This is a genomic window from Corynebacterium sp. HMSC22B11 (genome assembly GCF_001815965.1).
Classification (GTDB): domain Bacteria; phylum Actinomycetota; class Actinomycetes; order Mycobacteriales; family Mycobacteriaceae; genus Corynebacterium.
Genome location: NZ_KV823527.1, coordinates 22,272 through 42,957, shown reverse-complemented (window position 1 = coordinate 42,957; position 20,686 = coordinate 22,272). Strand labels below are relative to the sequence as shown.

15 protein-coding genes and 1 pseudogene are annotated in these 20,686 nt (G+C 66.0%); 12 read left to right on the top strand and 4 right to left on the bottom strand.

Translation table 11 applies throughout. The features are described from left to right. Window positions 1-55: 55 nt before the first annotated feature. The gene (locus HMPREF3088_RS09905) at window positions 56-2,239 is read left to right on the top strand and encodes an FAD/NAD(P)-binding protein (protein ID WP_070759814.1); all 2,184 of its coding nucleotides are present in this window, start codon (window positions 56-58) and stop codon (window positions 2,237-2,239) included. Here HMPREF3088_RS09905 and HMPREF3088_RS09900 read toward each other — a convergent pair. Next, on the bottom strand, window positions 2,236-3,582 hold the full coding sequence (locus HMPREF3088_RS09900) for an AMP-binding protein (protein WP_070759813.1): 1,347 nt from the start codon (window positions 3,580-3,582) through the stop codon (window positions 2,236-2,238). The genes HMPREF3088_RS09905 and HMPREF3088_RS09900 overlap by 4 nt on opposite strands. 125 nt (window positions 3,583-3,707) lie before the next feature. Between HMPREF3088_RS09900 and HMPREF3088_RS09895 the strand changes: the two genes are divergently transcribed. Together HMPREF3088_RS09895 and HMPREF3088_RS09890 are read left to right on the top strand one after the other, a co-directional pair. After that, window positions 3,708-5,072 (top strand): cutinase family protein, encoded by a 1,365-nt coding sequence (locus HMPREF3088_RS09895; RefSeq protein ID WP_083317398.1) that lies wholly within the window; start codon window positions 3,708-3,710, stop codon window positions 5,070-5,072. A gap of 85 nt (window positions 5,073-5,157) precedes the next feature. Beyond that, window positions 5,158-6,099 (top strand): RluA family pseudouridine synthase, encoded by a 942-nt coding sequence (locus tag HMPREF3088_RS09890; protein ID WP_070759811.1) that lies wholly within the window; start codon window positions 5,158-5,160, stop codon window positions 6,097-6,099. A gap of 19 nt (window positions 6,100-6,118) precedes the next feature. Here the strand turns inward: HMPREF3088_RS09890 and HMPREF3088_RS09885 are convergent, their stop codons facing one another. Then, a complete protein-coding gene (locus HMPREF3088_RS09885; RefSeq protein ID WP_070759810.1) occupies window positions 6,119-7,075 on the bottom strand; it encodes a 1,4-dihydroxy-2-naphthoyl-CoA synthase in 957 nt (318 codons plus the stop codon). A gap of 45 nt (window positions 7,076-7,120) precedes the next feature. On the opposite strand from HMPREF3088_RS09885, the gene HMPREF3088_RS09880 reads away from it, so the two are divergent. Next, the gene (locus HMPREF3088_RS09880; RefSeq protein ID WP_070759825.1) at window positions 7,121-8,293 is read left to right on the top strand and encodes an o-succinylbenzoate synthase; all 1,173 of its coding nucleotides are present in this window, start codon (window positions 7,121-7,123) and stop codon (window positions 8,291-8,293) included. Between the two features lie 206 nt (window positions 8,294-8,499). Beyond that, the gene (locus HMPREF3088_RS09875; protein ID WP_168167051.1) at window positions 8,500-10,254 is read left to right on the top strand and encodes an ATP-binding protein; all 1,755 of its coding nucleotides are present in this window, start codon (window positions 8,500-8,502) and stop codon (window positions 10,252-10,254) included. A gap of 239 nt (window positions 10,255-10,493) precedes the next feature. Here HMPREF3088_RS09875 and HMPREF3088_RS09870 read toward each other — a convergent pair. After that, window positions 10,494-10,957, bottom strand: a pseudogene (locus HMPREF3088_RS09870) (pyridine nucleotide-disulfide oxidoreductase); the annotation flags it as partial. A 232-nt stretch (window positions 10,958-11,189) separates the two neighbouring features. Between HMPREF3088_RS09870 and HMPREF3088_RS10905 the strand changes: the two are divergent. From HMPREF3088_RS10905 to HMPREF3088_RS09840, 6 genes are all read left to right on the top strand, one after another. Then, window positions 11,190-12,332 carry a type IV toxin-antitoxin system AbiEi family antitoxin gene (locus tag HMPREF3088_RS10905; RefSeq protein ID WP_083317397.1) on the top strand — a complete coding sequence of 381 codons (1,143 nt, stop codon included), beginning with the start codon at window positions 11,190-11,192 and terminating at the stop codon, window positions 12,330-12,332. Between the two features lie 19 nt (window positions 12,333-12,351). Continuing rightward, window positions 12,352-13,158, top strand: coding sequence for a nucleotidyl transferase AbiEii/AbiGii toxin family protein (locus HMPREF3088_RS09860; RefSeq protein WP_210401528.1), 807 nt, complete (start codon window positions 12,352-12,354; stop codon window positions 13,156-13,158). 163 nt (window positions 13,159-13,321) lie between these two features. Then, entirely contained in the window at window positions 13,322-15,301 is a 1,980-nt protein-coding gene (gene menD / locus HMPREF3088_RS09855; RefSeq protein WP_070759806.1) for a 2-succinyl-5-enolpyruvyl-6-hydroxy-3-cyclohexene-1-carboxylate synthase, read from the top strand. Then, window positions 15,294-15,878, top strand: a complete 585-nt coding sequence (locus tag HMPREF3088_RS09850) for a hypothetical protein (RefSeq protein ID WP_070759805.1) — start codon at window positions 15,294-15,296, stop codon at window positions 15,876-15,878. The genes menD and HMPREF3088_RS09850 overlap by 8 nt, the downstream gene beginning before the upstream one ends. Beyond that, window positions 15,875-17,080 (top strand): glycosyltransferase family 4 protein, encoded by a 1,206-nt coding sequence (locus tag HMPREF3088_RS09845; RefSeq protein WP_070759804.1) that lies wholly within the window; start codon window positions 15,875-15,877, stop codon window positions 17,078-17,080. The genes HMPREF3088_RS09850 and HMPREF3088_RS09845 overlap by 4 nt, the downstream gene beginning before the upstream one ends. A gap of 36 nt (window positions 17,081-17,116) precedes the next feature. Then, window positions 17,117-17,809, top strand: coding sequence for a demethylmenaquinone methyltransferase (locus HMPREF3088_RS09840; protein ID WP_012359529.1), 693 nt, complete (start codon window positions 17,117-17,119; stop codon window positions 17,807-17,809). A gap of 134 nt (window positions 17,810-17,943) precedes the next feature. Here the strand turns inward: HMPREF3088_RS09840 and HMPREF3088_RS09835 are convergent, their stop codons facing one another. Further along, on the bottom strand, window positions 17,944-19,380 hold the full coding sequence (locus HMPREF3088_RS09835) for a geranylgeranyl reductase family protein (RefSeq protein ID WP_070759803.1): 1,437 nt from the start codon (window positions 19,378-19,380) through the stop codon (window positions 17,944-17,946). A gap of 211 nt (window positions 19,381-19,591) precedes the next feature. Here HMPREF3088_RS09835 and HMPREF3088_RS09830 point away from each other — a divergent pair, with 211 nt between their 5' ends. Continuing rightward, window positions 19,592-20,602 (top strand): polyprenyl synthetase family protein, encoded by a 1,011-nt coding sequence (locus HMPREF3088_RS09830; RefSeq protein ID WP_070759802.1) that lies wholly within the window; start codon window positions 19,592-19,594, stop codon window positions 20,600-20,602. Window positions 20,603-20,686 lie beyond the last annotated feature (84 nt).

Here is a 20,686-nt window from a genome sequence, read left to right as displayed (position 1 = left end):
GATCTGTCTATAAGGGGTGAGGGCTAGGGTATCACGGGAAAACCTTCACGATAAGATGGCCTACATGACCAGCCCAAGGACCATGACCGATTCAACGCCCACCATCGCGATCATCGGAGGTGGCCCGCGAGGTATTTCCATCCTGGAGCGCCTCGCCGCCGAATATCGCCAGCTCGATCCGCGTAAAACCACAACTCACCTGGACATTCATGTGGTTGACGAGGTGCAGCCGGGGGAGGGGAAAGTCTGGCGCACAGACCAGACCAAGACTCTGTGCATGAACACTCTGGCCGATGCGGTCACCCTCTTCACTGAGCCCGGAGCAACCGTTACAGCACCCGTGGTGGAGGGGCCGACCATGCACGAGTGGATCATGCTCATCCGCGGTGAAGAGCTGGACTCAGAGCGGGATCCGGGCGGAAAAAAGACAGATCTGTTCACTCGCCTTCCGCTGAGTGTTGGGGCCGAACGCAACCCGTTGACCTCGGATAATGATGGGACCCAGGCTGCGGAGCCTCTGCCGGAGGCGACCTCGGAGGCCGGAGAATCCGCCTCAACCGTGGGTGCTGGGTGGTCCCTGGCGGAATACGCCACGGAGATCGCCGAAACCCGGCCCGAATCCCACCCCAGCCGAGCCCTTTACGGCGAGTATCTGCGTTGGGTTTTCAGCGTGGTGTTGGGGCTGCTCCCGGAGGGGATGTCGGTGCACCAGCACCTCGCCCGCGCCACCAAGATCGAGGAGGTGCCGGGAGGCTCCGCAGCCGGGGCCGACGCCGAAGCGGGCAACGGCGAAGGCCATCCCACCCGTGACCGCATCACGCTGGACAACGGCACCACGATCCTCGCGGATGCCACCGTGCTCGCCATCGGCTGGGCCGATACCACCCCCGATGCGATGGAGAGCTTCACCGCTTCCGCCGTGGACATGCACCCGGCCCTCACCTGGATCCGCCCCGGCAACCCCGCCGACCAGCAGATCAGCCAGATCCCCAGCTGGGAGGAGTCCCAGGAGGAGGTGCTGGTCCGCGGCCTGGGGATGGGCTTCTTCGACCTCATGGCCATGCTCACCATCGACCGTGGCGGGCGGTTTATTCCGGACGCCGACGCCCGCTCGGGGCTGCGCTACGAGCCCTCTGGCCGGGAGCCGAAGCTCGTGGTCACCTCCCACCACGGCTACCCGTACCAGCCGAAGCCGGTCTTCGGCTCGCTGCCTCCCGCGGCTTGGCTGCCTCGCTTCAAGGCCGCCGTCGCGGAGCTGGATCTCGCACAGATTCCGGCGAATAGCCTGGACTTCGGCGAGACCCTGTGGCCGGCGATCCTGCGGGACTCACAAGAGGCCTACTACCGGGTTCTGCTGGCAGCCGAACCTGACGTCCTAAAAAAGGTCGGCGAGATCATCGACGACCCGGACACCGACCCGTGGCGGCTGCACGAGGACACCCGACTGGACGGGCTGGTGGCGCAAGAAAACCGCTTCGACCTGCCGTATCACGCCGACCCCGTCGCGCGTTTCGCGGAGCAGGCCGGGGAGGCGGGCCAGAGCATCGACGAGCTCACCGCGTGCATTGCCGATGGTTTGGCCGCGGATCTTTCCGAGGCTCAGTCCGCGCGCGAGTCGGCGGTGAAGATGGGCCTGCAGGTCATCGGCTCGGCCCGCAAGCCCGCTGCCGTCGTGGACGAGCCCGGCCGGTTCACCACCGAATCTCGCCGAGGTGCCTATGCGGAGCTCAAGCGCGTGGGCCAGATGGTGGGCTCCGGGCCGCCGGCCTTCCGCACCGCAGAGCTGCTGTGCCTGGTGGACGCCGGCTACGTCCGCTTCCTGGGCGCGCACCCGACGATGGTGATCGACCCCGAGACGCCTGCGTTCGTCATGACCTCCCCGGTGACCCGGGAGGAGCCGGTGGAGTCCCGCACCCTGGTGGATGCGTGGCTGCACAAGCCGGACGTGCGCAGCACCGCGGATCCGCTGAGCCAGCAGCTCAAGGACGCCGGCCGGATGCGCACCTGGCTGCGCGGCGATGGCACCGCCTCCCGCGCCCCAGAGGTCGAGCTGGCGACGAGCCGGCTGATCCACGAGGACGGGCAGGTTGATCCGCGGGTGCACATGGTCGGCATCCCGCTGCAGGACATGCGCGCGGATATGACGATTTCCCCCATGCCGCGCACCGACCCGCTGATGCTGCAGGAGACGGACGGTGCGGCAGTCTCCGCGCTGCGGGTGGTGACGGACAACCGCTAGTTCGCGGCGCAGGCCTGGCGGGCGAGCTCCGCGATCGCGATGCGATCCAGCTTGCCCGGGCCGGTCTTCGGCAGCTCCGCGACAGCGAAGGCGCGGCGCGGGATGAGGTAATCCGCGCAACCGGCCTCCCGCATGGAGGAGCGCACGGCGTCGGTGACCTCCACCGGATCGCCGGAAGCCTCAGTACCAGCGGTGCGCAGCACGGCGACCACGGCCTCGCCCCAGTGCTCGTCGGAAACACCAGAGACACAGACCTCGGAGACCGCCTCGCCGTTCACAACAGCGTGGGAGCGGGTGGCGTTCTCCGACTGCTCGGGCAGAACCTTCACGCCACCGGTGTTGATCGCGCCGTCGGCCCGACCCAGCACCTGTAATGTGTTCCCGTCCAGGGCGCCGATGTCGCTGGTGCGGTAGACCCCGAGCTCGGGGAAGCAGTCCTCGTCGTTGTTGCGGTAACCGCGGGCGACCATCGGACCTTCGAGGACGATGCGTCCGGCGCCGTTGGCGTCCGCGTCCTCGATGCGCACGCTCGCGCCCGGCAGCGCCTGGCCGTCGTAGACCATCCCGCCGCTGGTCTCGCTGGAACCGTAGGTCAGGACGTAGTTCACACCCGCCTCGTCCAGCTGCTGGCGGGCCTTATCGCCCAGCGCCGCACCGCCGATGAGGACCACGCCGAAGAGCTTCAGCGCCTCGATGCCTTCCTCGGACTCCAGCAGGGAGTGCACCTGCGGCGGGACCAGGGAGGTGTGCAGATCCTCGTGCGGGAAGCGCTTCTTCAGCGCGGCGGCGTCGGCTGCGAAACCGGACACGCTAAAGCCCGTGCCCTCGATCAGTGCGGTGGTCGCGACCGGGGTGAAACCGGCCATCATGCCACGCAGAATCACCTGCAGGCCCGCGATGTGGTGGGCCGGCAGCGCCAGCAGCCACGGGCCCGGCTCCACCTTCAGCTTCTTGCGCAGCACCTGCTCGGTGGCGCGGGCGGAGGAGCGCAGGTTCGCGGCGGAGAGTAGCGCGCCCTTCGGGGTGCCCGTGGACCCGGAGGTGGTGGCCACGAGGGTGCCGGCCTCGACCGGCTCGCCTGCCCGCATGACCTTCTTCAGCTCTTCGCTGGCACCCGCGTCCGGGGAGTCGGCGGCGGGGACCGGAAGGATCGAGCTGCGCCCGTCCAGCACCTGGGAGAGCATGCCGCGCGCGGCCTTGAGATTCTTCGCAGAGACCTCAAAGGCCTCGAGCGTTGCCATGCCGGTGCCGTCGTCGATCTTCGCGGGGTAAATGAACTTCGAGTGTCCGTCCCCGCGGTCGCCGAAGCGGCCTAGTTCTTGCGTCTCATTATTAGTACTCACCCGTCCGACTCTACTTGGCTGCGTGGCGGGGGTGTCTCCCGGCTGCGAGGTGTCGCCCCGCTGACCAGCGGTGTACTGCCGGGCTCACCGTTGAGCGCCGGAGCGTGCGCAATACACTATTGCCCATGCGTCGCCTTGTGTCTTGCCTTGTTTCCCTCCCGCTCGTTGCTGCTGCTGTTGCGGTCCCGCAGGCGGGTGCGAGCCCTATTCAGGACGTCACCCCCACGCCGATCGCGTCCTGCCCAGCCGTGGAGGTCATCACCGCTGCTGGGTCTGGGGACGCCCACCCGGGCGATGACCCGAATGTCCCGCGGGGCTTCGTGGTGGGCACGAATTTCAGCAAGCTTGCCGAGCAGCGCTTCGAGGGCGTGCGGAGCTGGCAGCTGCCCTATTACGGCAGCGCAGGCATCGTGGGCAGCAACGAGAAGATCGGCCTGCCGAGGTTCCCGAACTACGCGGCTTCTGCGGCGGATGGCGTCGAGAAAGTGCGGGCGCGGATCGATGACGTCTCGGCCGCGTGCCCGGATACCGCGTTCGCGCTCGCGGGATTCTCCCAGGGCGCGCACGTCGCTGGTGATGTGTTGATGCATCTTTCCTCGGAGCAGGCGGAGAAGGTGATCGCGGCGTACCTGCTGGCGGATCCGCGCCGGGGCAACAACGATGGCGCCACCCTCATCACCACGAACCACGGGCCGATCTCGGAGCAGCACACGGGCCTGTTGGGCTCCCGCCCGGCGGGGACCTTTGACCGCTACGAGGGCAAGGTGCGCAGCATCTGCAGCCAGGGGGATCCGGCCTGTGACATCCCGCCGGGTGGGCTGCTTGCCACGGTCGGGCAGTGGGCGCAGCAGGCCGACCCGGAGCCCTACGAGGTCACCCCGGTGGTGGCGATGGATTCCATGCTCACCGACGGCAGCTTCCTGATCGCGGTGGCACCGGTGGCCCCGCGGCTGGCGGTCGCCCTGGGTCACAGCGACCCACGTGGCGTCGGCGATGCGCTGCGGGCAGCGGCGGGGAACCCCCGGCTGAACCAGGCACAGCGCAACACGATGAACCTCGCCGCCCACGAGGTGCAGGACATGCTGAGCTACCTGAAGGCGAAGGGCTTCGCCACCCACGAGCCGGGGGCGACGGGCAGCACCGCCGTGGACACGACGATCGGGCTGGTGCGCCTGGCCTTAGACCCCGCGGTCGCGGCGGCCGTCCCTCAGGCGCTCGGGATGTTCGACCGCCACTTCGTCTACCGCGGTGAATCCCGGGCGTTCACCACGATCGACGGGGTGCGGGTGGATGACTGGATCACCGCAGACCTGACCCGCGAGATCGGCAATTACCTGGGCCAGCCAGAGCAGGCGGTGCGCCCGGTTCCTGCCAGCGAGCGCCGGGGTCTGGTTAAGCTCTTCGGGCACGGCCTGTGGAAGCTGCTCGACAAGGTCCTGGGGAACCGCGATCCGGCCGCGCAGCGGGTGTGGGAGCGCTTCGAGCTCTAGCCGCGGGCCGCGGGCAGCGCTGCGAGCGTGAACAGCCGGGTGGGCCTGTTTGCCCGATCTGCTACAGATAGAGCCCAGAGCCACCATGAAGCATTCCGAACCTCAGACCCTGATCGTGAGCGACTCCCAGGCGGATCGCCGCCTGGACAAATACATCCGTTCGCAGGTCAAGGGCGTGCCCGCCACGGTGCTGTTCCGCATGATGCGCACCAAGCAGATCACGGTCAACGGCGCGAAGTGCAAGCCCGACCAGCGCACTGTCGCCGGCGATAAGGTCCACCTGCCCGCCCTCGAGGTCGCTGAGGCGAAGCCGAAGCCCGCGGGGGATCGCAAGGCCGCGGAGCAGCTGGCCCGCAGGCTGTCCCGGCACATTGTTTTTGAGGACGATGATCTGCTCATCGTGAATAAGCCCGCCAACATCGCCGTGCACGTGGGCAGTGGAGTCAAGGCTGGGGTGATCGAGGCGCTGCGCGTGTTGCGGCCGGAGGATAAGGAGCTGGAGCTGGCGCACCGGCTGGATAAGGAGACCTCCGGTCTGCTGATCGTGGCGAAGAATTCGAAGATGTTGCGCCACCTGCAGTCCCTCCTGCGTGAGGGTGGGGAGGACATCCAGCGCTATTACCTGGCGGTGGTCAGTGGCGCCGTGAAAAAGTCGGGCAAGCAGCCGCGACGGATTGATGCCCCGCTGCGGAAGACGGGGGCGGCCACGGTGGTGGATCGCCGCGCCGGGCAGCAGGCGGAGACGAAGCTGTGGGTGAAGAAGCCCTGGGGACGTGCGGGAACCCTCGTGGAGGCTCAGCTACTGACCGGCCGGAAGCACCAGATCCGTGTGCACCTGCAGCATCTGGGCCACCCGATCATCGGGGATTCCCGCTACGGGGATAAGGCAGTGAACCAGGCGGCCGCGGAGAAAGGCGTGCGGATGCTGATGCTGCACGCCTCCCGACTGGTGATCCCGCTGTCGAGTGGCGAGGAGCTGGACGTGCAGGCCCCGATGCCCCCGGCGTGGAATAAGCTGCGCGGCTAGCGCCGACCGGCCACAAAATCTAGTAGTAGTACGGGAACTCGTCCCAGTTCGGCTCGCGCTTCTCCAGGAAAGAGTCGCGGCCCTCCACGGCCTCGTCGGTCATGTAGGCCAGGCGGGTGGCCTCGCCAGCGAAGACCTGCTGGCCCATCAGGCCATCGTCGGTCAGGTTGAAGGCGAACTTCAGCATGCGCTGCGCTGTCGGGGACTTCGTGTTGATCTTCCGCGCCCACTCGATCGCGGTGGTCTCCAGGTCGGCGTGGTCCACCACGCGGTTCACAGCACCCATCTGGTGCATCGTCTCGGCGTCGATGGCCTCGCCGAGGAAGAAGATCTCGCGCGCGAACTTCTGGCCCACCTGCTTGGCCAGGTATGCGGAACCATAGCCGGCGTCGAAGGAGCCGACGTCCGCGTCCGTCTGCTTGAACTTCGCGTGCTCGCGGGACGCCAGGGTCAGGTCGCAGACCACGTGCAGGCTGTGTCCACCACCGGCGGCCCAGCCGTTGACTAGGCAGATCACGACCTTCGGCATGGTGCGGATCAGCCGCTGGACCTCCAGGATGTGCAGGCGGCCACCCTCGACCTTCGCACGGGCCTCGTCCACGCCCTCGGCACCAGCGGCGGCGACGTCCGAGTCGTGGCTGGTGGCGTACTGATAACCGGAACGGCCGCGGATGCGCTGGTCACCGCCGGAGCAGAACGCCCAGCCGCCGTCCTTCGGGGACGGGCCGTTGCCGGTCAGCAGGATGGTGCCGACGTCCGGGGTGCGGCGCGCGTGGTCGAGTGCGCGGTACAGCTCGTCGACGGTGTGCGGGCGGAAGGCGTTGCGCACCTCCGGCCGGTCGAAGGCGATGCGGACGATGCCGTTGGCGCGGCCCTTACCGGTGTGGCGGTGGTAGGTGATGTCGGTGAAGTCGAATCCCTCAACCTCGCGCCAGGCGGTGGGGTCGAAGATCTCGGAAACCTTATTTTCGCTCATGCCTGCCCATATTAGGTGTCTGGTCGCTCGCCTAGGGTGGGTGGCGTGAATATCACTCAGCAGCAGCTCGACCAGTTCCTCCGCCACGCCCGCGAGCACGCGCACGTGGTGGCCCTGCCGATGCGCACGCGTTTCCGCGGCATCGATACCCGCGAGGCGATGCTCGTGCCCACCGCCGGCGGGTGGGTGGAGTTCGCACCCTTCCTGGAATACGGTCCCGCGGAGTCTTCCCGCTGGTTGCGCAGTGCGGTGGTCCATTCCCTTCTTCTTGACGACGACGCCACCGCCCGGCCGCAGGGTGCCTTAGCGGATCATGCCGCGTTGCAGGTCCCGGCGGGGGTCGCGGTGCCGGTGAACGCCACGATGCCCGCTGTGGACGCGCAGGCGAATCCGCAGCAGGTGGGGGAGCTGATGGCCCGTTACCCGGGGTGCACGACGGTGAAGGTGAAGGTCGCTGAGCCGGCCGTGCTGCGGGAGCAGGGCTTTGATGTTGCTCTGGCTCAGGATGTGGCGCGCGTGCGAGCCGTGCGGGCCTGGTTCGCCGAGCACGGGGTCGCCCGGCCCCGGATCAGAGTGGATGCGAACGCGGGCTGGTCGGTGGAACAGGCGCTGGCGGTGATCTCGCAGTTGGCGGCCGAAGATGTGGCGGGGGAGGACCTGGATTACGTGGAGCAGCCCTGCGCGACGGTGGCGGAGCTCGCGGAACTTCGGCAGCGGTTGGCCGATGAGGGGATCGCGCCGGGTGGTTCCCCGGTGCGGATCGCCGCCGACGAGCTGATCCGCAAGGCATCGGACCCGCTGGCCGTGGTGGAGGCCGGGGCGTGCGATGTGGCCGTGGTGAAGGTCGCCCCGCTGGGCGGCATCGACCAGGTCGTGGCGGTCGCGCGCCAGGTGGCGGCCCACGGGGTGAGTCTGACGCTTAGCTCCGCGCTGGATACCGCCGTGGGCATTGGTGCGGGCCTGCAGGCTGCTTCCCTGGTGGCGCAGGTGGGGAAGGGCGCCGGGGTGTTCGGCCAGGCTGGGCCGAATGCGGCGGGCTTGGCGACGGGCTCGCTGTTCACTGCGGACGTGGGGGCGCGGGAGATCAGGGATGGCGCGATGCTCACGGGCGCGACCCAGCCCGATCCGGCGGTGCTGGAGCGCTACGCGGTGGACGCGGAGCGTCGGCAGTGGTGGGTTCGCAGGATGGAGGCTGCAGCCGTTCAACTGGGATCGTGACGCCCGCTAGGGGAGCATCCCAAAACAACTAGAAACAACTTTGAAACAACCGCCGGAGGCTTCTTGACCTGGGGGAATAATGAGATGAAGGGTCGGGCTGGCCACAATAGTTGTTCGTAAGTTGTTTCAAAGTTGTTTCGCTGGGGTGGGTGGCGTCTCTAAAACAACTTCCTGGGGAAATGTATACTTCACATATGGAATCCCCCATGATTGACGATGCGACACCGTGGCTGCCTGAGGATGTTGCAGAGGCTCTAGAAGCTATTTGGAACGGAGATTCGGCTGGCAATGTCGAATCGGAGACCCTAGAGATCAAAGAGGACCCTGCCCGGGTTCAGTATGCGCCTTCGAAGGCCGATAAGCATCGGGCACAACTTGTAGAAAAGCTCATTGATGAGGCGGTGTGCCTGGCTAATGGGGAGTCCGCTATGGGGCACATCATCGTGGGTATCAGTGACAAGCTGACCGGACCTGAAGCGTTTACGGGGACGGACTTGGATACCTTAACCATTGAGAGAAAGATTCTTCATGGTACGCAGCAGCAACTGAGGGTTGAAGCATCTGAACTTGAGTATCACGGTAGTCGCCTTGTTGTGATCCGTATCCCAGAAGCATTGACCATGTATACCCGCACCCAAGGCCAGGCGAAGCGGCGGCGGGGCACGAGTTGTGAGCCGCTGCTGGAGGCAGAACGGCAAGCGTTGGTTCGGGAAAGGGCGAACCCCGATTATTCAAACGGGAGCTCGAGGCTCCAGGTTCAGGACATCGAGCTGCCAGTCCTGGAAGAGGCTCGCCGACTGTTGAGGGGGAAACGGTCCAGGGAAGACGGGTCGGATTATGTGCCGAAAGGTGCCAACGGACTCCTTCGCGAACTGGGGCTCGTGGGCCATGATGGTTCGCTCAAGAGGGCGGCAGAGATCCTCATGCTGCCACCGGACAAGCCCGCCCTGACGGTTCAGTATTTCTGGAGACCCATCGTGGGGGCCGATCCTGAAGTGAGCGAGATCAGTGAACCGCTGTTGACTGCGCTTCCCCGGCTGCGCCGCCTAATCAGGGAGCGCGCAAGTCAAGAAATTGAAAGAGTGCAGTTTGATGATGGGCAGGAAACCGCGATCCCACGCTTCCCTGCCCAGGCGATTGACGAGGCCGTCACGAATGCCTTCATTCATAGGGACTGGCAAATCAGTCGCCCCGTGGTTGTTGACCAGACGCCTCGTACTCTGAAGATTTGGTCCCCGGGTCCTCTGCCGCCGGGGGTTGATCGGGATCACTTGCTGACGACTCAATCGGTGCCGCGGAATAGTCGCCTTATGGCGGTAATGCGTGGGCTCGGCCTGGCTGAGGAATCGTCGCGCGGTTTTGACCGCATGTGGTCCGCAATGATTGGAACAGGTCGGGAAGTTCCGGAAGTGCGTGCTGAGGAAACCTTCGTTGAGGTGATTCTTTCAGCAGGTAAGCCCGATGTGGGTTTTATCAAGATGCTTCATGAACTGGAGAAGCTACCTGATGGCGAGGCCGTGAGGAGCGTGGGCACTCTCATTGTCTTAAAGCAGCTGTGGAGCGCGCCTCGGATCACGAAGAATCAGGTTGAACGGCTTGCGCAAATTTCTTCAATGGAAGCCGCCGAACTGATGGAGTCGCTCCAAGACATTGGGGTGGTAGCGCGGCTCCAGGGGGCGGATGAATGGGTTTTGGGAAGGGCGGTTCAGCAGGGGACAGCTTCTTCGGGTGGTGCCCAGCCCCAGTTTGCTAGTGCTGCGACGATGCCTACAGAAGAGTGGTTGGAAGAGCAGCTGCGAACTGGCACGGTACGCGCAGCAGAAGCCGCCGAGATTTTGGGTATAGAGCGCTCCGAAGTGACGAAGATCTTGCGGAAACTGCGGGAGCGCGGGGTGGCGCGTATTGACCCGGCCGGCCCGCAGCGTGGGTCAAACACACGCTGGATTGGGGCGTCGGAGTAAATAGCTTGGCAACAATCCTGGAACAATAAAAACAACTTTGAAACAACTTCCGTAGGCTTCGTGACCTGGGGGAATAATGAGATGAAGGGTCGGGCTGGCCACAATAGTTGTTCGTAAGTTGTTTCAAAGTTGTTTCGGCGTGCCGGAAAACAACTCCGGAACAACTAGTAACAACCCGGCAACACCTCGCAGCAATGCCAATCGCAGCATCAGGTTGACGTCCTGAAGCGAACGCCGGGCTACCGGGACTCGAGATAGCGGACGGCGGCCTGACCGGCGCGCCTGCCGGCGCGAGTCGCGCCCACCGTCGAGGCGGTGGAGCCATAGCCGACCAGCAGCACCCGCGGGTCCTTGGCTACGCGCACTTCGCCGTCCATGAGGATTCCTCCGCCCGGTCCCCGCAGCTTCAGTGGGGCGAGGTGGCGCAGGGAGTGACGGAATCCGGTGTTCCAGAAGATGACGTCGGCATCCACCTCGGTGCCCGGAGGTTGGCCCAGATGGTTTCGCTCACTTCCTGGAGCTCCAGGAGGAACTGAACGGCCGACAGTCCGCCACCGACGACGAGGGTGCGCAGGCCCGCGAAGTCCTCCTTGCGGGTGTAATCCTTCGTGTGCAGCTGGCGGCCGCGGAAGGTTTCGATGCCAGGGATGTGTGGCACGTGCGGGTTGTTCCAGGTGCCGGTGGCGTTGAGGAGGACGTCCGTGGTGATCGTGGTGCTCGTGGCGTCCGGCCCGGTGGCGGTGACGGCGAGCCCGGCCTGGCCTGCACCGATAATGAGCGCGCGGAAGTGGCCCCGATCCAGGGAAGATAGCTCCATAACCTCACCCTAACGATGCTGATGTTTTCGGCCGGAGGCCGACAAGTGTGTTCACTAAAAATGAACGTTCAGTATTAATGAACGTTCATTATTGCTGGACATCAGCTAAAGTGGCGGTATGAACGGGGAAGAAATCAGTCGCTGGAACGACATATTCAACCTTGTAGAGGTGCCTCTCGAGTTCGTGGAGCTAGGTCAGGAGGGCGTCGGGGATGGGGGACTGTTCGTGCGTCACGGTGACGCCTCCGCGAAGTGTATGGCCCGCCAAGTTGAGACGAATGATCCACAAGGGTTACGGGCTTTGGTGGCGGAAAAAACTGCCGACGAGAGCGACCTCCCAACGCTGCTTCTCGCTCCGAGGGTTACGCCTAAGGTGGCTGATTTCCTACGGGGGGCGGGGGTTATGTTCGCAGATGAGCGAGGAAATTGTTTTATCTCCTTTCCCGGGATGTACCTAGATATCCGTGGCAGGGTGAAGGGTTCTCCGGTTGAACAAGGCGGTAGCGTTTCGCTGAAAAGAGGGGAGCAAGCAACTTCGGCAAGTCCACAGGATAAAGCTGCTCGGCGATTACGAAAGCCAGCAAGGGGTGCTGCATCGCAAGTTAAGGCGCCTACCGGTTCCTTGTTTACGCCACGCCGAGCGCAGGTGAGCGCGGTTATTTTGGATCGCCCGGAACTGCTTGACTCTCCTGTCCGAGAGGTTGCGAGACAGGCGGGGGTCTCCGTTGGTAGCGCTGCGCAGACGCTAGAACTGCTGACGCAAGCTGGGTACCTCAATAAGTCGGGCTTCGGGGGAAGGTATTACTTCGAGCGACCGAAGGCGCTCCTGGATGCGTGGGCGCAGTCCTATGCCACTGGGCTTGGTGCTGATCTGGAAATCTTCCGAGGAGAGGCGGATCTGGACAGATTTGGGGCCATGGACCCCATGGGCTGGGTAAGCGGCGAGCAGGCTGTGCCGCACTTGGTCCGAGGCGGAACTACCGTTCATCTTTATTTGCGCGACTCGGCTGAACTTAGAGAGTTGTTGAGGAGCGGTCGGATTCGCCGATCAGACAATGGCAATGTCATCGTGCGCACGGCGTTTTGGGGCGCTGGCCAAGGAAGCCGTGATGCGAATCAGACGGATCAGAGTGATCATGCGACCGTGCTTGGTGAATGGCCATGTGCGCCGTGGCCAGTAATCTATGCGGATCTCGTGGGCACTCACGAACCCCGCCTGCTGGGAGTCGCGCAAGAGCTAAGATCGACAATCAATTTCTAGAACTTCTGGGGGTGGGGTAATGAAATGGTCGGAGAGCAATGAGGATATTGCTGAGGTTCTTGCTGCGCTTGGACGGTATATCGACCTAGATCAGATCATGCTGGTGGGGGCGCGGTGTAGGGATATTCATCAAGAAAAATACCGGCCAGGCCCGCCAGCTCGGGCGACGCGGGACATCGATTTTGCGGTAGCGCTTCGCAGCTGGGCGGATTTCGATCGCCTCAAGGAGCATTTCGCTTATCCGGGGAGAGCTTGGCAAGCGATCAAGGTCAGTGGCTTTGATATTGACTTGGTGCCGTTTGGGGCAGTTGAAAACCCGCCAGATGAAGTTGAGCGCGAAGGGCTAATTCTTAACGTTCATGGGGTTCAAGAGGTGTTTGATTCGGCGGACTTCGTCTCTTTGCCGGGCGGCGTGATGGTGAAGATCCCGTCTGTCGCCGGACTGGCCGCCCTGAAACTGCACGCATGGTTCGACCGAAAGGAGCGTCGGACCTATAAGGATGCCCAGGACCTGGCCTTGATTCTTGCCTGGTATGAAGAGGATGACGAGATCTGGGACCGTTATGGAAGGTTAAAGCCGAGCTTCCAGTCTTATTGGGGAGATGTTCATTGCATGGCTGCCCAGCTACTCGGCAGCGATGTCGCTCAGGTGCTCGGGATTAGAGAAGCGAGCGTATTGGTTAATCGTTTCGCTGAAGAGGGTGATAGGGGGATTGGTCTTGCAGAGCATCTTATTGCCGAGGGGGAGCACCCGACTCCGTTTGAAGCGCGAAAGGAGCAGGTCGAAGCCCTCTTGAAGGGAATATGCGAGGCCTTCGATGGTTAAGTCGCGTGTTCTCCATGTTTTTGGATGGACGTGGGCCCTTCTGAGGCTAAAGGGGGTTGGAAACACGTGTTCACTAAAACTGAACGTTCAGCATTAATGAACAATGATTAGGCTGAGCCAGGCTCGTCGCCCCGCCGGGGCAGGGTCACGTAGGTTATGGGGTGTGAAAAACAGCATCTCCCAGAGCACGCCCGAGACCCTTGATCAGCCCTCACCCGCAGTACTGCTTGGCGCGGTACTGGTTGACGAGCTGATTCGCAACGGGGTTCGGGAGGCCGTGGTGTGCCCGGGCTCGCGCTCGGCTCCGCTGGCCTTGGCGTTTGCGGAGGCCAGCCGCGCCGGGCGGCTGCGGCTGCACGTGCGCACCGACGAGCGCTCCGCGGCCTTCCTGGCCCTGGGCCTGGCGAAGTACTCGGACACTCCGGTGCCGGTCGTGATGACCTCCGGCACGGCGGTGGCTAACTGCCTGCCCGCCATGGTGGAGGCCACGGCGACGAACGTCCCGCTGCTGATCCTTTCTGCCAACCGGCCGTGGTCGATGGTGGGGACGGGGGCTAATCAGACCATCCAGCAGCGCGAGATCTTCGGCGCCCACGCGGTCGCCACCCTGGAGTTGGACGCCGCGATCGATGCCGTGACTGCCAGCGCCGCTGCGCCGTCCGCCAGCGCCAACACCGCGGCCGGTGCCGACGAGGCAGGCCCAGCCGCCGCCCTGGACACCACGAACCCGCTGGTCCGCCGCGTCCGGGTTAAGGTCGACGAGCTGGTCCGCGCCGCCACCCACCCCACCCGGGGCGGTGGGGCGCACCTCGACATCCCGCTGCGGGAACCACTGGTCCCGGAGTCCAGCACCCAGCTGACCCTCCTGGCCCGCCAGCTCGCCGAGGGGCCCGCCCGCGCAACGGCGGCCGAGCAGCCGACCGCGCCGGCCCGAAATTACGTCCTACCGAAGCAGGCCGCGCGCCTGCCCTACGGTGAGGCGACGGTGGACGCGTCCAAGCGGACCCTCGTCATCGCGGGTTCGGTCAGCGATCGGGCGTGGGCCCGCGAGCAGCTGGAGGAGCTCGGCGACCTGCCTGTCCTGGCTGAACCCGCCAGCCCCGCCCCGGACTTCCCGGTGCACCCGGCGGCGGCCGCGATGTTCACCACCGGCCTGGTTTCCCACGGGGAGTATTCCGCGGCCACGCGCCCGGAGCAGGTCATCGTGCTTGGCCGGCCGACCCTGCACCGCCCGGTGACCCAGCTGCTGGCCAGCGAGGACATTTCCATCACGGTGCTCACTGAGGTCGAACAGCCCACGGACGTGGCGCTGACCGCCGACCAGATCGCGAGCACGGTGCGCGTGACCGGTGAGTCGCCGCAGTCCTGGCTGCAGGTCTGCCGCGGTGTGTCCGAGCTGGGCGCGGAGGCGGTGCGCGACGGCATCGCTCAGGCCACAGAGGACGGGGCGTTCACCGGGCTGCACGTGGCTGCGGTGCTGGCGGATTCCCTGCGGGACGGGGACGCGCTGTTCGTCGGCGCTTCTTCGCCGATCCGCGACATCGCCCGGGCGGGCCTGCCCTTCGACGGGGTGCACACGGTGGCCAACCGTGGTGCCGCGGGCATCGACGGCCTGGTGTCCACCGCCGTGGGTACGGCCCTGGCGCATGCCTCCGCCGATCCGACGGCGATCCGCGCCCCGCGGACGTTTGCCCTGCTGGGTGATCTTTCTTTCCTTCATGACGTCAACGGGCTGCACTTTGGTCCGGACGAGCCCAGCCCGGAGAACCTGGTGATTGTGGTCGCCAACGACGACGGCGGCGCGATCTTCGAGACCCTGGAGCCGGGTGGGGATAGCCTGCGGAGTTTCGACGACGGCACCCCGGCCTTCGAGCGGGTCTTCGGCACCGGCACGGGCGCGAAGCTCGCTGGGCTGTGCGAGTCCGCTGGCGTGGACTGGGTGGGGGTTCACAGCCCGGCGGAGCTCGCCGAGGTGCTGGACGCGCTGGAACACGGCGACCTGGACGGCGAGGCCGGCGAGAAGCTGGGCCTGGTGCCGGGCCGCCGGGGCGGCGGGGTGCTGGTTGTGGAGGCCTTTGTGGACCGGGGTGCGCGCGTGGCGCTGGAGAAGTCGATCCGGGGCAAGGTGACCCCGGGTGAGTAAGCCGGTGGACCGCGAGCAGGAGGCCGCGCCAACGGGCGCGGCGGGTCCGGCGAACGTAGAGCAGCCCGTGGCCGCCGAGCAGGCCACCGAGCAGGCCACGGAACAGTCAGCGGTGGGGAAGGAGCCGGCCGTTGAGCAGCCGACCCCGACCCGCTTCCGGCGCGGCAAGCAACTCGTCGCGGCCTTTACGGCCTTCGCCGCGGCCGTCTGCCTGGGGATGGTGGCGACCGCCGCGCTGAACGACTACCGCATCGGTAGGGACCAGGCGTTCGCCACGGCGGACGTCGTTAACGTCGGGGTACTGCGGACCACCGTGCGCTTCCCGGATGAGTACGGGGTCTACCACCAGCCGGACCGGGGCTTGCTGTACCCGATCGGCCTGGAGGCGGGCCAGCGGGTGCGGGTGGAGTATCAGAAGTCCGAGCCCCGCAATGTGAAGGTGCAAGGCCGTGGCTGGACCTTGGCCTGGATACCCGCGCTCTCCTCGCTCGTCGTGGCGATGGTGCTGAGCGGGGGTCTGTGGCTGCTGGTCCGGTGGCGAGAAAACTCATGGAAGGCGCAGCAGGGAGAACAATGAGGGTTGCGATCGTCGCGGAGAGCTTCATCCCCATCGTCAATGGGGTTTCCAATTCGGTGTTGCGGGTGCTGGAGCACCTGCGGCGGGAAGGGCACGACGCGATGGTCATCGCGCCGCGCCCGCCGGGCTGGCAACCACCGGCCGGTGATGCTCCCGCCGGGGATGCGTCCGTAACCAGTACCAGCGAACCAGGTCCCGGCGATACCTACGCGGGCTTTCCGATCCACCGGGTGCCCGCGGTGAACCTCCCGCCCATCAACTCCCTGCCCATCGGCGTGCCCCTGCCGAGGGTTTATAAGCTGCTGAAGCAGTTCCAGCCGGATGTGGTGCACCTGGCCAGCCCATTCGTCCTCGGCGGGGCGGGCGTATTCGCCGCGAAGGCGCTGAAGGTGCCACAGGTGGCGGTCTATCAGACGGACGTGCCTGGCTTCACGGAGCACTACAAGCTCACCTTCCTGCTGAACATGTCCTGGCGCTGGGTGCGCGCGATGCACAACAACTCTTGCCTGACCCTCGCGCCGAGCTCGCCGACGATTGAGCAGCTGCGGGAGCACGGCGTGCAGCGGGTGCACCACTGGGGCCGGGGCGTGGATACGCAGCGCTTCCACCCCGCCAAGCGCAGCGCGGAGCTGCGCGGCCAGTGGTGGGAGGAAGGCCAGGCCAAGCGCAGCACCGCCGCCCCGGCCGAGCCACGCAAGCTGGTGGGCTTCGTGGGCCGCCTGGCCGCGGAGAAGGATGTGGCGAACCTGGCGTCCTTAAACGACCGTGAAGACGTGCAGCTGGTGATCGTCGGCGACGGGCCGGAACGCGAGGAGCTGGAAAAGCTCATGCCGACCGCGGTGTTCACCGGCGCGCTCTATGGGGAGGAGCTGGCCGTGGCCTTCGCGTCCCTGGACGTGTTCGTCCACCCGGGGCGCTTCGAGACCTTCTGCCAGGCGATCCAGGAGGCGCAGGCCTCGGGCCTGCCGGTGGTCGCGCCACGGGCCGGCGGGCCGGTGGACCTCGTCGAGGACGGGGTGAGCGGCTTCCTGCTCGACCCGGAACGCTTCGCCGAGCAGCTGCCCGAGGCCGTGGGGAACATCATCGCGGACGGCGCGCTCGAACAGTTCGCCGCCGCGGCGTTGACCCGCGTGCAGGGCAAGACCTGGCCCGCGCTGTGCGAGCAGCTGATGGGCTACTACCAGCAGGCCATTACTGCGTGATGGTGCTGGCCGGTGCGCCGGGTAGCATGAGAATTTATGTCTAGGGCAAGTCTGGAAAAAGATCCGCGCGAAGTGGCCACGATGTTCGATGCCGTGGGGAAGAACTACGACATCACGAATACGGTGCTGAGCTTCGGCCAGGACCGGCTGTGGCGAAAGCGCACGCGCCGCCGCCTGGATCTCGCGCCGGGGGATAAGGTGCTGGACCTTGCCGCGGGCACGGGCGTGTCCACCGAGGAGCTGGCGGAGTCTGGCGCGTACTGCGTGGCCGCGGACTTCTCGCTGGGGATGCTGCGGGCGGGTTCGCACCGGGACGTGCCGATGATCTGCGCCGATGGCCTGAATCTGCCGTTCGCGGATAATACTTTCGACGCCGTGACGATCAGTTACGGTCTGCGTAATTTGGTGGACTTCCGCGCCGGGTTGCGGGAGATGGCCCGGGTGACGAAGCCGGGTGGCAAGCTCGCGATCGCGGAGTTTTCGACGCCGGTCATCCCCGGTTTCGCGACCGTGTACAAGGAGTACCTGATGCGCGCGCTGCCCGCGGTGGCGAAGGTGGTCAGCTCCAACCCGGAGTCTTATGTCTACCTCGCGGAGTCCATCCGCGCGTGGCCAGATCAGGAGGAGCTGGCCCGCGAGATCCGCGCCAATGGTTGGGAGAATGTCGGCTGGCAGAATCTCACCGGCGGCATCGTTGCGCTGCACAGCGGGACGAAGCCGCTGGACTAGCTCGCTGGCGTAGTTTCGGGGCACGGGTCCCTGCTCTGCCACGTTGCTCGGGCATGTTGCTTGGCCACGTCGCTCGGGTGCGCCGGAGACAACGAAAGCCCACGGGAAACCGTGGGCTTTCGTGCTGTCCGGGTTTATTGGCGCCCGAAGAGGGGGCGGGAGTCCGCGGCGAGGAGCTTATCCACGCCGCGGGATAGCTTGCCGGCGCCGAGCCACAGCTTTGCCGTGAGGTCCCGGTCCTGTGGGGTGACGAGGTTGCCCATCAGGCGGGCCGCGGAGTTCATCACCGTGTGGGCCAAAGGTCCGCGCATGCCCACCGGGCCGATGGCGGCCAGCAGGCCCGGCATGGTGAGCAGCATGCCCAGGCGGCGGGCCAGGGCGAAGGCGTCGCCGTACTCCTGGCGCAGCCGGGCGGGCCAGGCGTAGCGCAGACCGTCGGGGTTGCGGCGGGCGTCGCCCAGCAGTTCGACGAGGAAGCGGGCGGACTCCAGCCCGTAGTCGATGCCCTCGCCGTTCAGCGGGTTGACCAGGGCGGCGGAGTCGCCGATCACGGCCCAGTTTCGGCCCGCCACTCGCGTGACGGCCCCGCCCATCGGCAGCAGGGCGCTGGTGATGCGTTGCGGGGTGCCAAGCTCCCACTCCTCGCGGACCTGGTCGGCGTAGTGGACGAGCAGCTTCTTGGTGTTCACCTTCGCTGGCCGCTGCGTGGTGGTCAGCGCCCCGCAGCCCAGGTTTACCTGCGGGGTCGGGTCGGCATCCGCCCCGTTGCCCGCCTGCCCGCCAGTCGTGGGGGTGCCGAGGGGGAAGATCCAGCCGTAGCCGGGCTGCGCGGTGCCCTCATGGTCCCGCAGCTCCAGGTGGGAGTGGATCCATGGTTCGTCGGCATGCGGGGTTTCCACGTAGCTGCGGGCTGCGATGCCATGGACGATGCCGCGTTCCCACTGCACGCCCAGCTGCCGGGCGATGGAGGAGCGCACGCCCTCGGCGAGGACGAGGAACTCCGTGCGGATTTCCGTGGTTTGTACCTCGCGGTTGGTTCCCGCCGCCTTCCCAGCCCGCGAACCGACGGCCTGGCAGGTCACGGTCTGCCCGTCTTCCGAGACACTCACGGCCTTCAGCCCGCCGTGGAAGCGGGCCCCGGCGTCGATGGCGTGGCGCAGCAGGGCGGCGTCGAAATCGCTGCGGGGGATCGCGGACCCACGGGCGGGGAACTTCTCGTGCTTCGGCCACGGCGCGGTGATCGATCCGCCGAAGCCGTGCAGCTTCAGGCCTTTGATCCGCGGGTGACCATCCAGCAGGTGGCCTGCCCCCATCGCCTCCAGGGCGCCGACGGCGCGTGGGGTCAGGCCGTCCCCACAGGTCTTATCGCGCGGCTGGGTGGCGTGGTCCGCCATATCGATCACCAGGGTGTCCCACCCCGCTCGGGCGGCGTGGTACGCCGCCGCAGCACCCGCCGGGCCGCCGCCGATGATCAGCACCTCGGCGCGCAGCTGATCTTGCGGTACCCGTTGCGGAGCGGCGGACTCGCCTCGCGTCGCCGAATCGTGCGTGGTGGAAGAAGAGGGGCTCATGAGGCTCAAGGCTAGCCGGGGTGACGTCCTAAAAAGAACCGGAGGACCCGCCGCGAACAACACGGCGACCGGAAAACCTGCACCGCGGAAGCAATCCCGCGCGGCGAGGGGTGAATCCATTACTACGCGCCCGAGTAGATCGGCTAACCTATCGAATGGCTAGCTATAGCTCACGCACAATCACAATCTAGATCGAGGCAGACGCAGGGACATGGCAGTACGCGACAACGCCAGGCCGGTAGCTCCGGACTTGGGGAATGCCGAGCTCAACGACCGCATCACGGCGGGGCTGCAGGAGGCGGAGGACTTCCTGCGCTGGCGCCTCAGCCAGGGCGAGAGCTTCATCACCGATAAGATCAGCCACCTCGCGCTGGCTGGCGGCAAGCGCTTTCGCGTGGTGTTTGCGCTGCTCGCCGCGCAGTACGGCAAGAACCCGACGGCCCGCGAGGTGCGCGACGCCGCCGTGGTCGTGGAACTGACGCATCTCGCGACGCTCTACCACGACGACGTCATGGACGAGGCCGACCGCCGCCGTGGCGCGGAGTCCGCGAATGCGCGCTGGGGCAACTCGATGGCGATCCTCGCCGGCGATTACCTGTTCGCGGTGGCCTCGGAGATCCTCTCCGGGCTGGGTTCCCAGACGGTTCGCCACTTCGCGGACACCTTCGGCGAGCTGGTCACCGGCCAGATGCGCGAGACCGTGGGCGCGGCTGATGGCGAGGATGCGATCGAGCACTACATGAAGGTCATCCAGGAGAAGACCGGCGTGCTGATCGCCTCCGCGGGTTACCTGGGCGCGCTGCATTCCGGCGCGGAGCAGGAGCACGTGGACGCGCTGGCGCAGTTCGGCCGCCACATGGGGCAGATCTTCCAGATCGTGGACGACATCATCGACATCTGGGCCGATCCGGAGGAGTCCGGCAAGACGCCGGGCACGGACCTGCGGGAGGGCGTGTTCACCCTGCCGGTGCTGCACGCGATGCGTCAGGAGGACGAGGTTGGCGCGCGCCTGCGCGAGCTGCTGACCGGCCCGGTGACCGACGATGCGGTGGTTGAGGAGTGCCTGGAGCTTATCCAGCGTTCCAACGGCCGTGAGCTCGCGGAGCGGGACGTGGAGCATTACCGCGGCTTGGCTGAGGCTGAGCTGGCGAAGCTGCCGGACAACGAGGTCACGGAGGCGCTGCGCCACCTGCTGGCCTTCTCGCTGGACCGCCTGGGCTAGTTCGGTTGCGGTTGGGCGGTTACCCACCGTTTCCCGGTTGTTCCGCCTTCCTTTTAAGGACGTCAATACCTGGCCCGAGCAGCA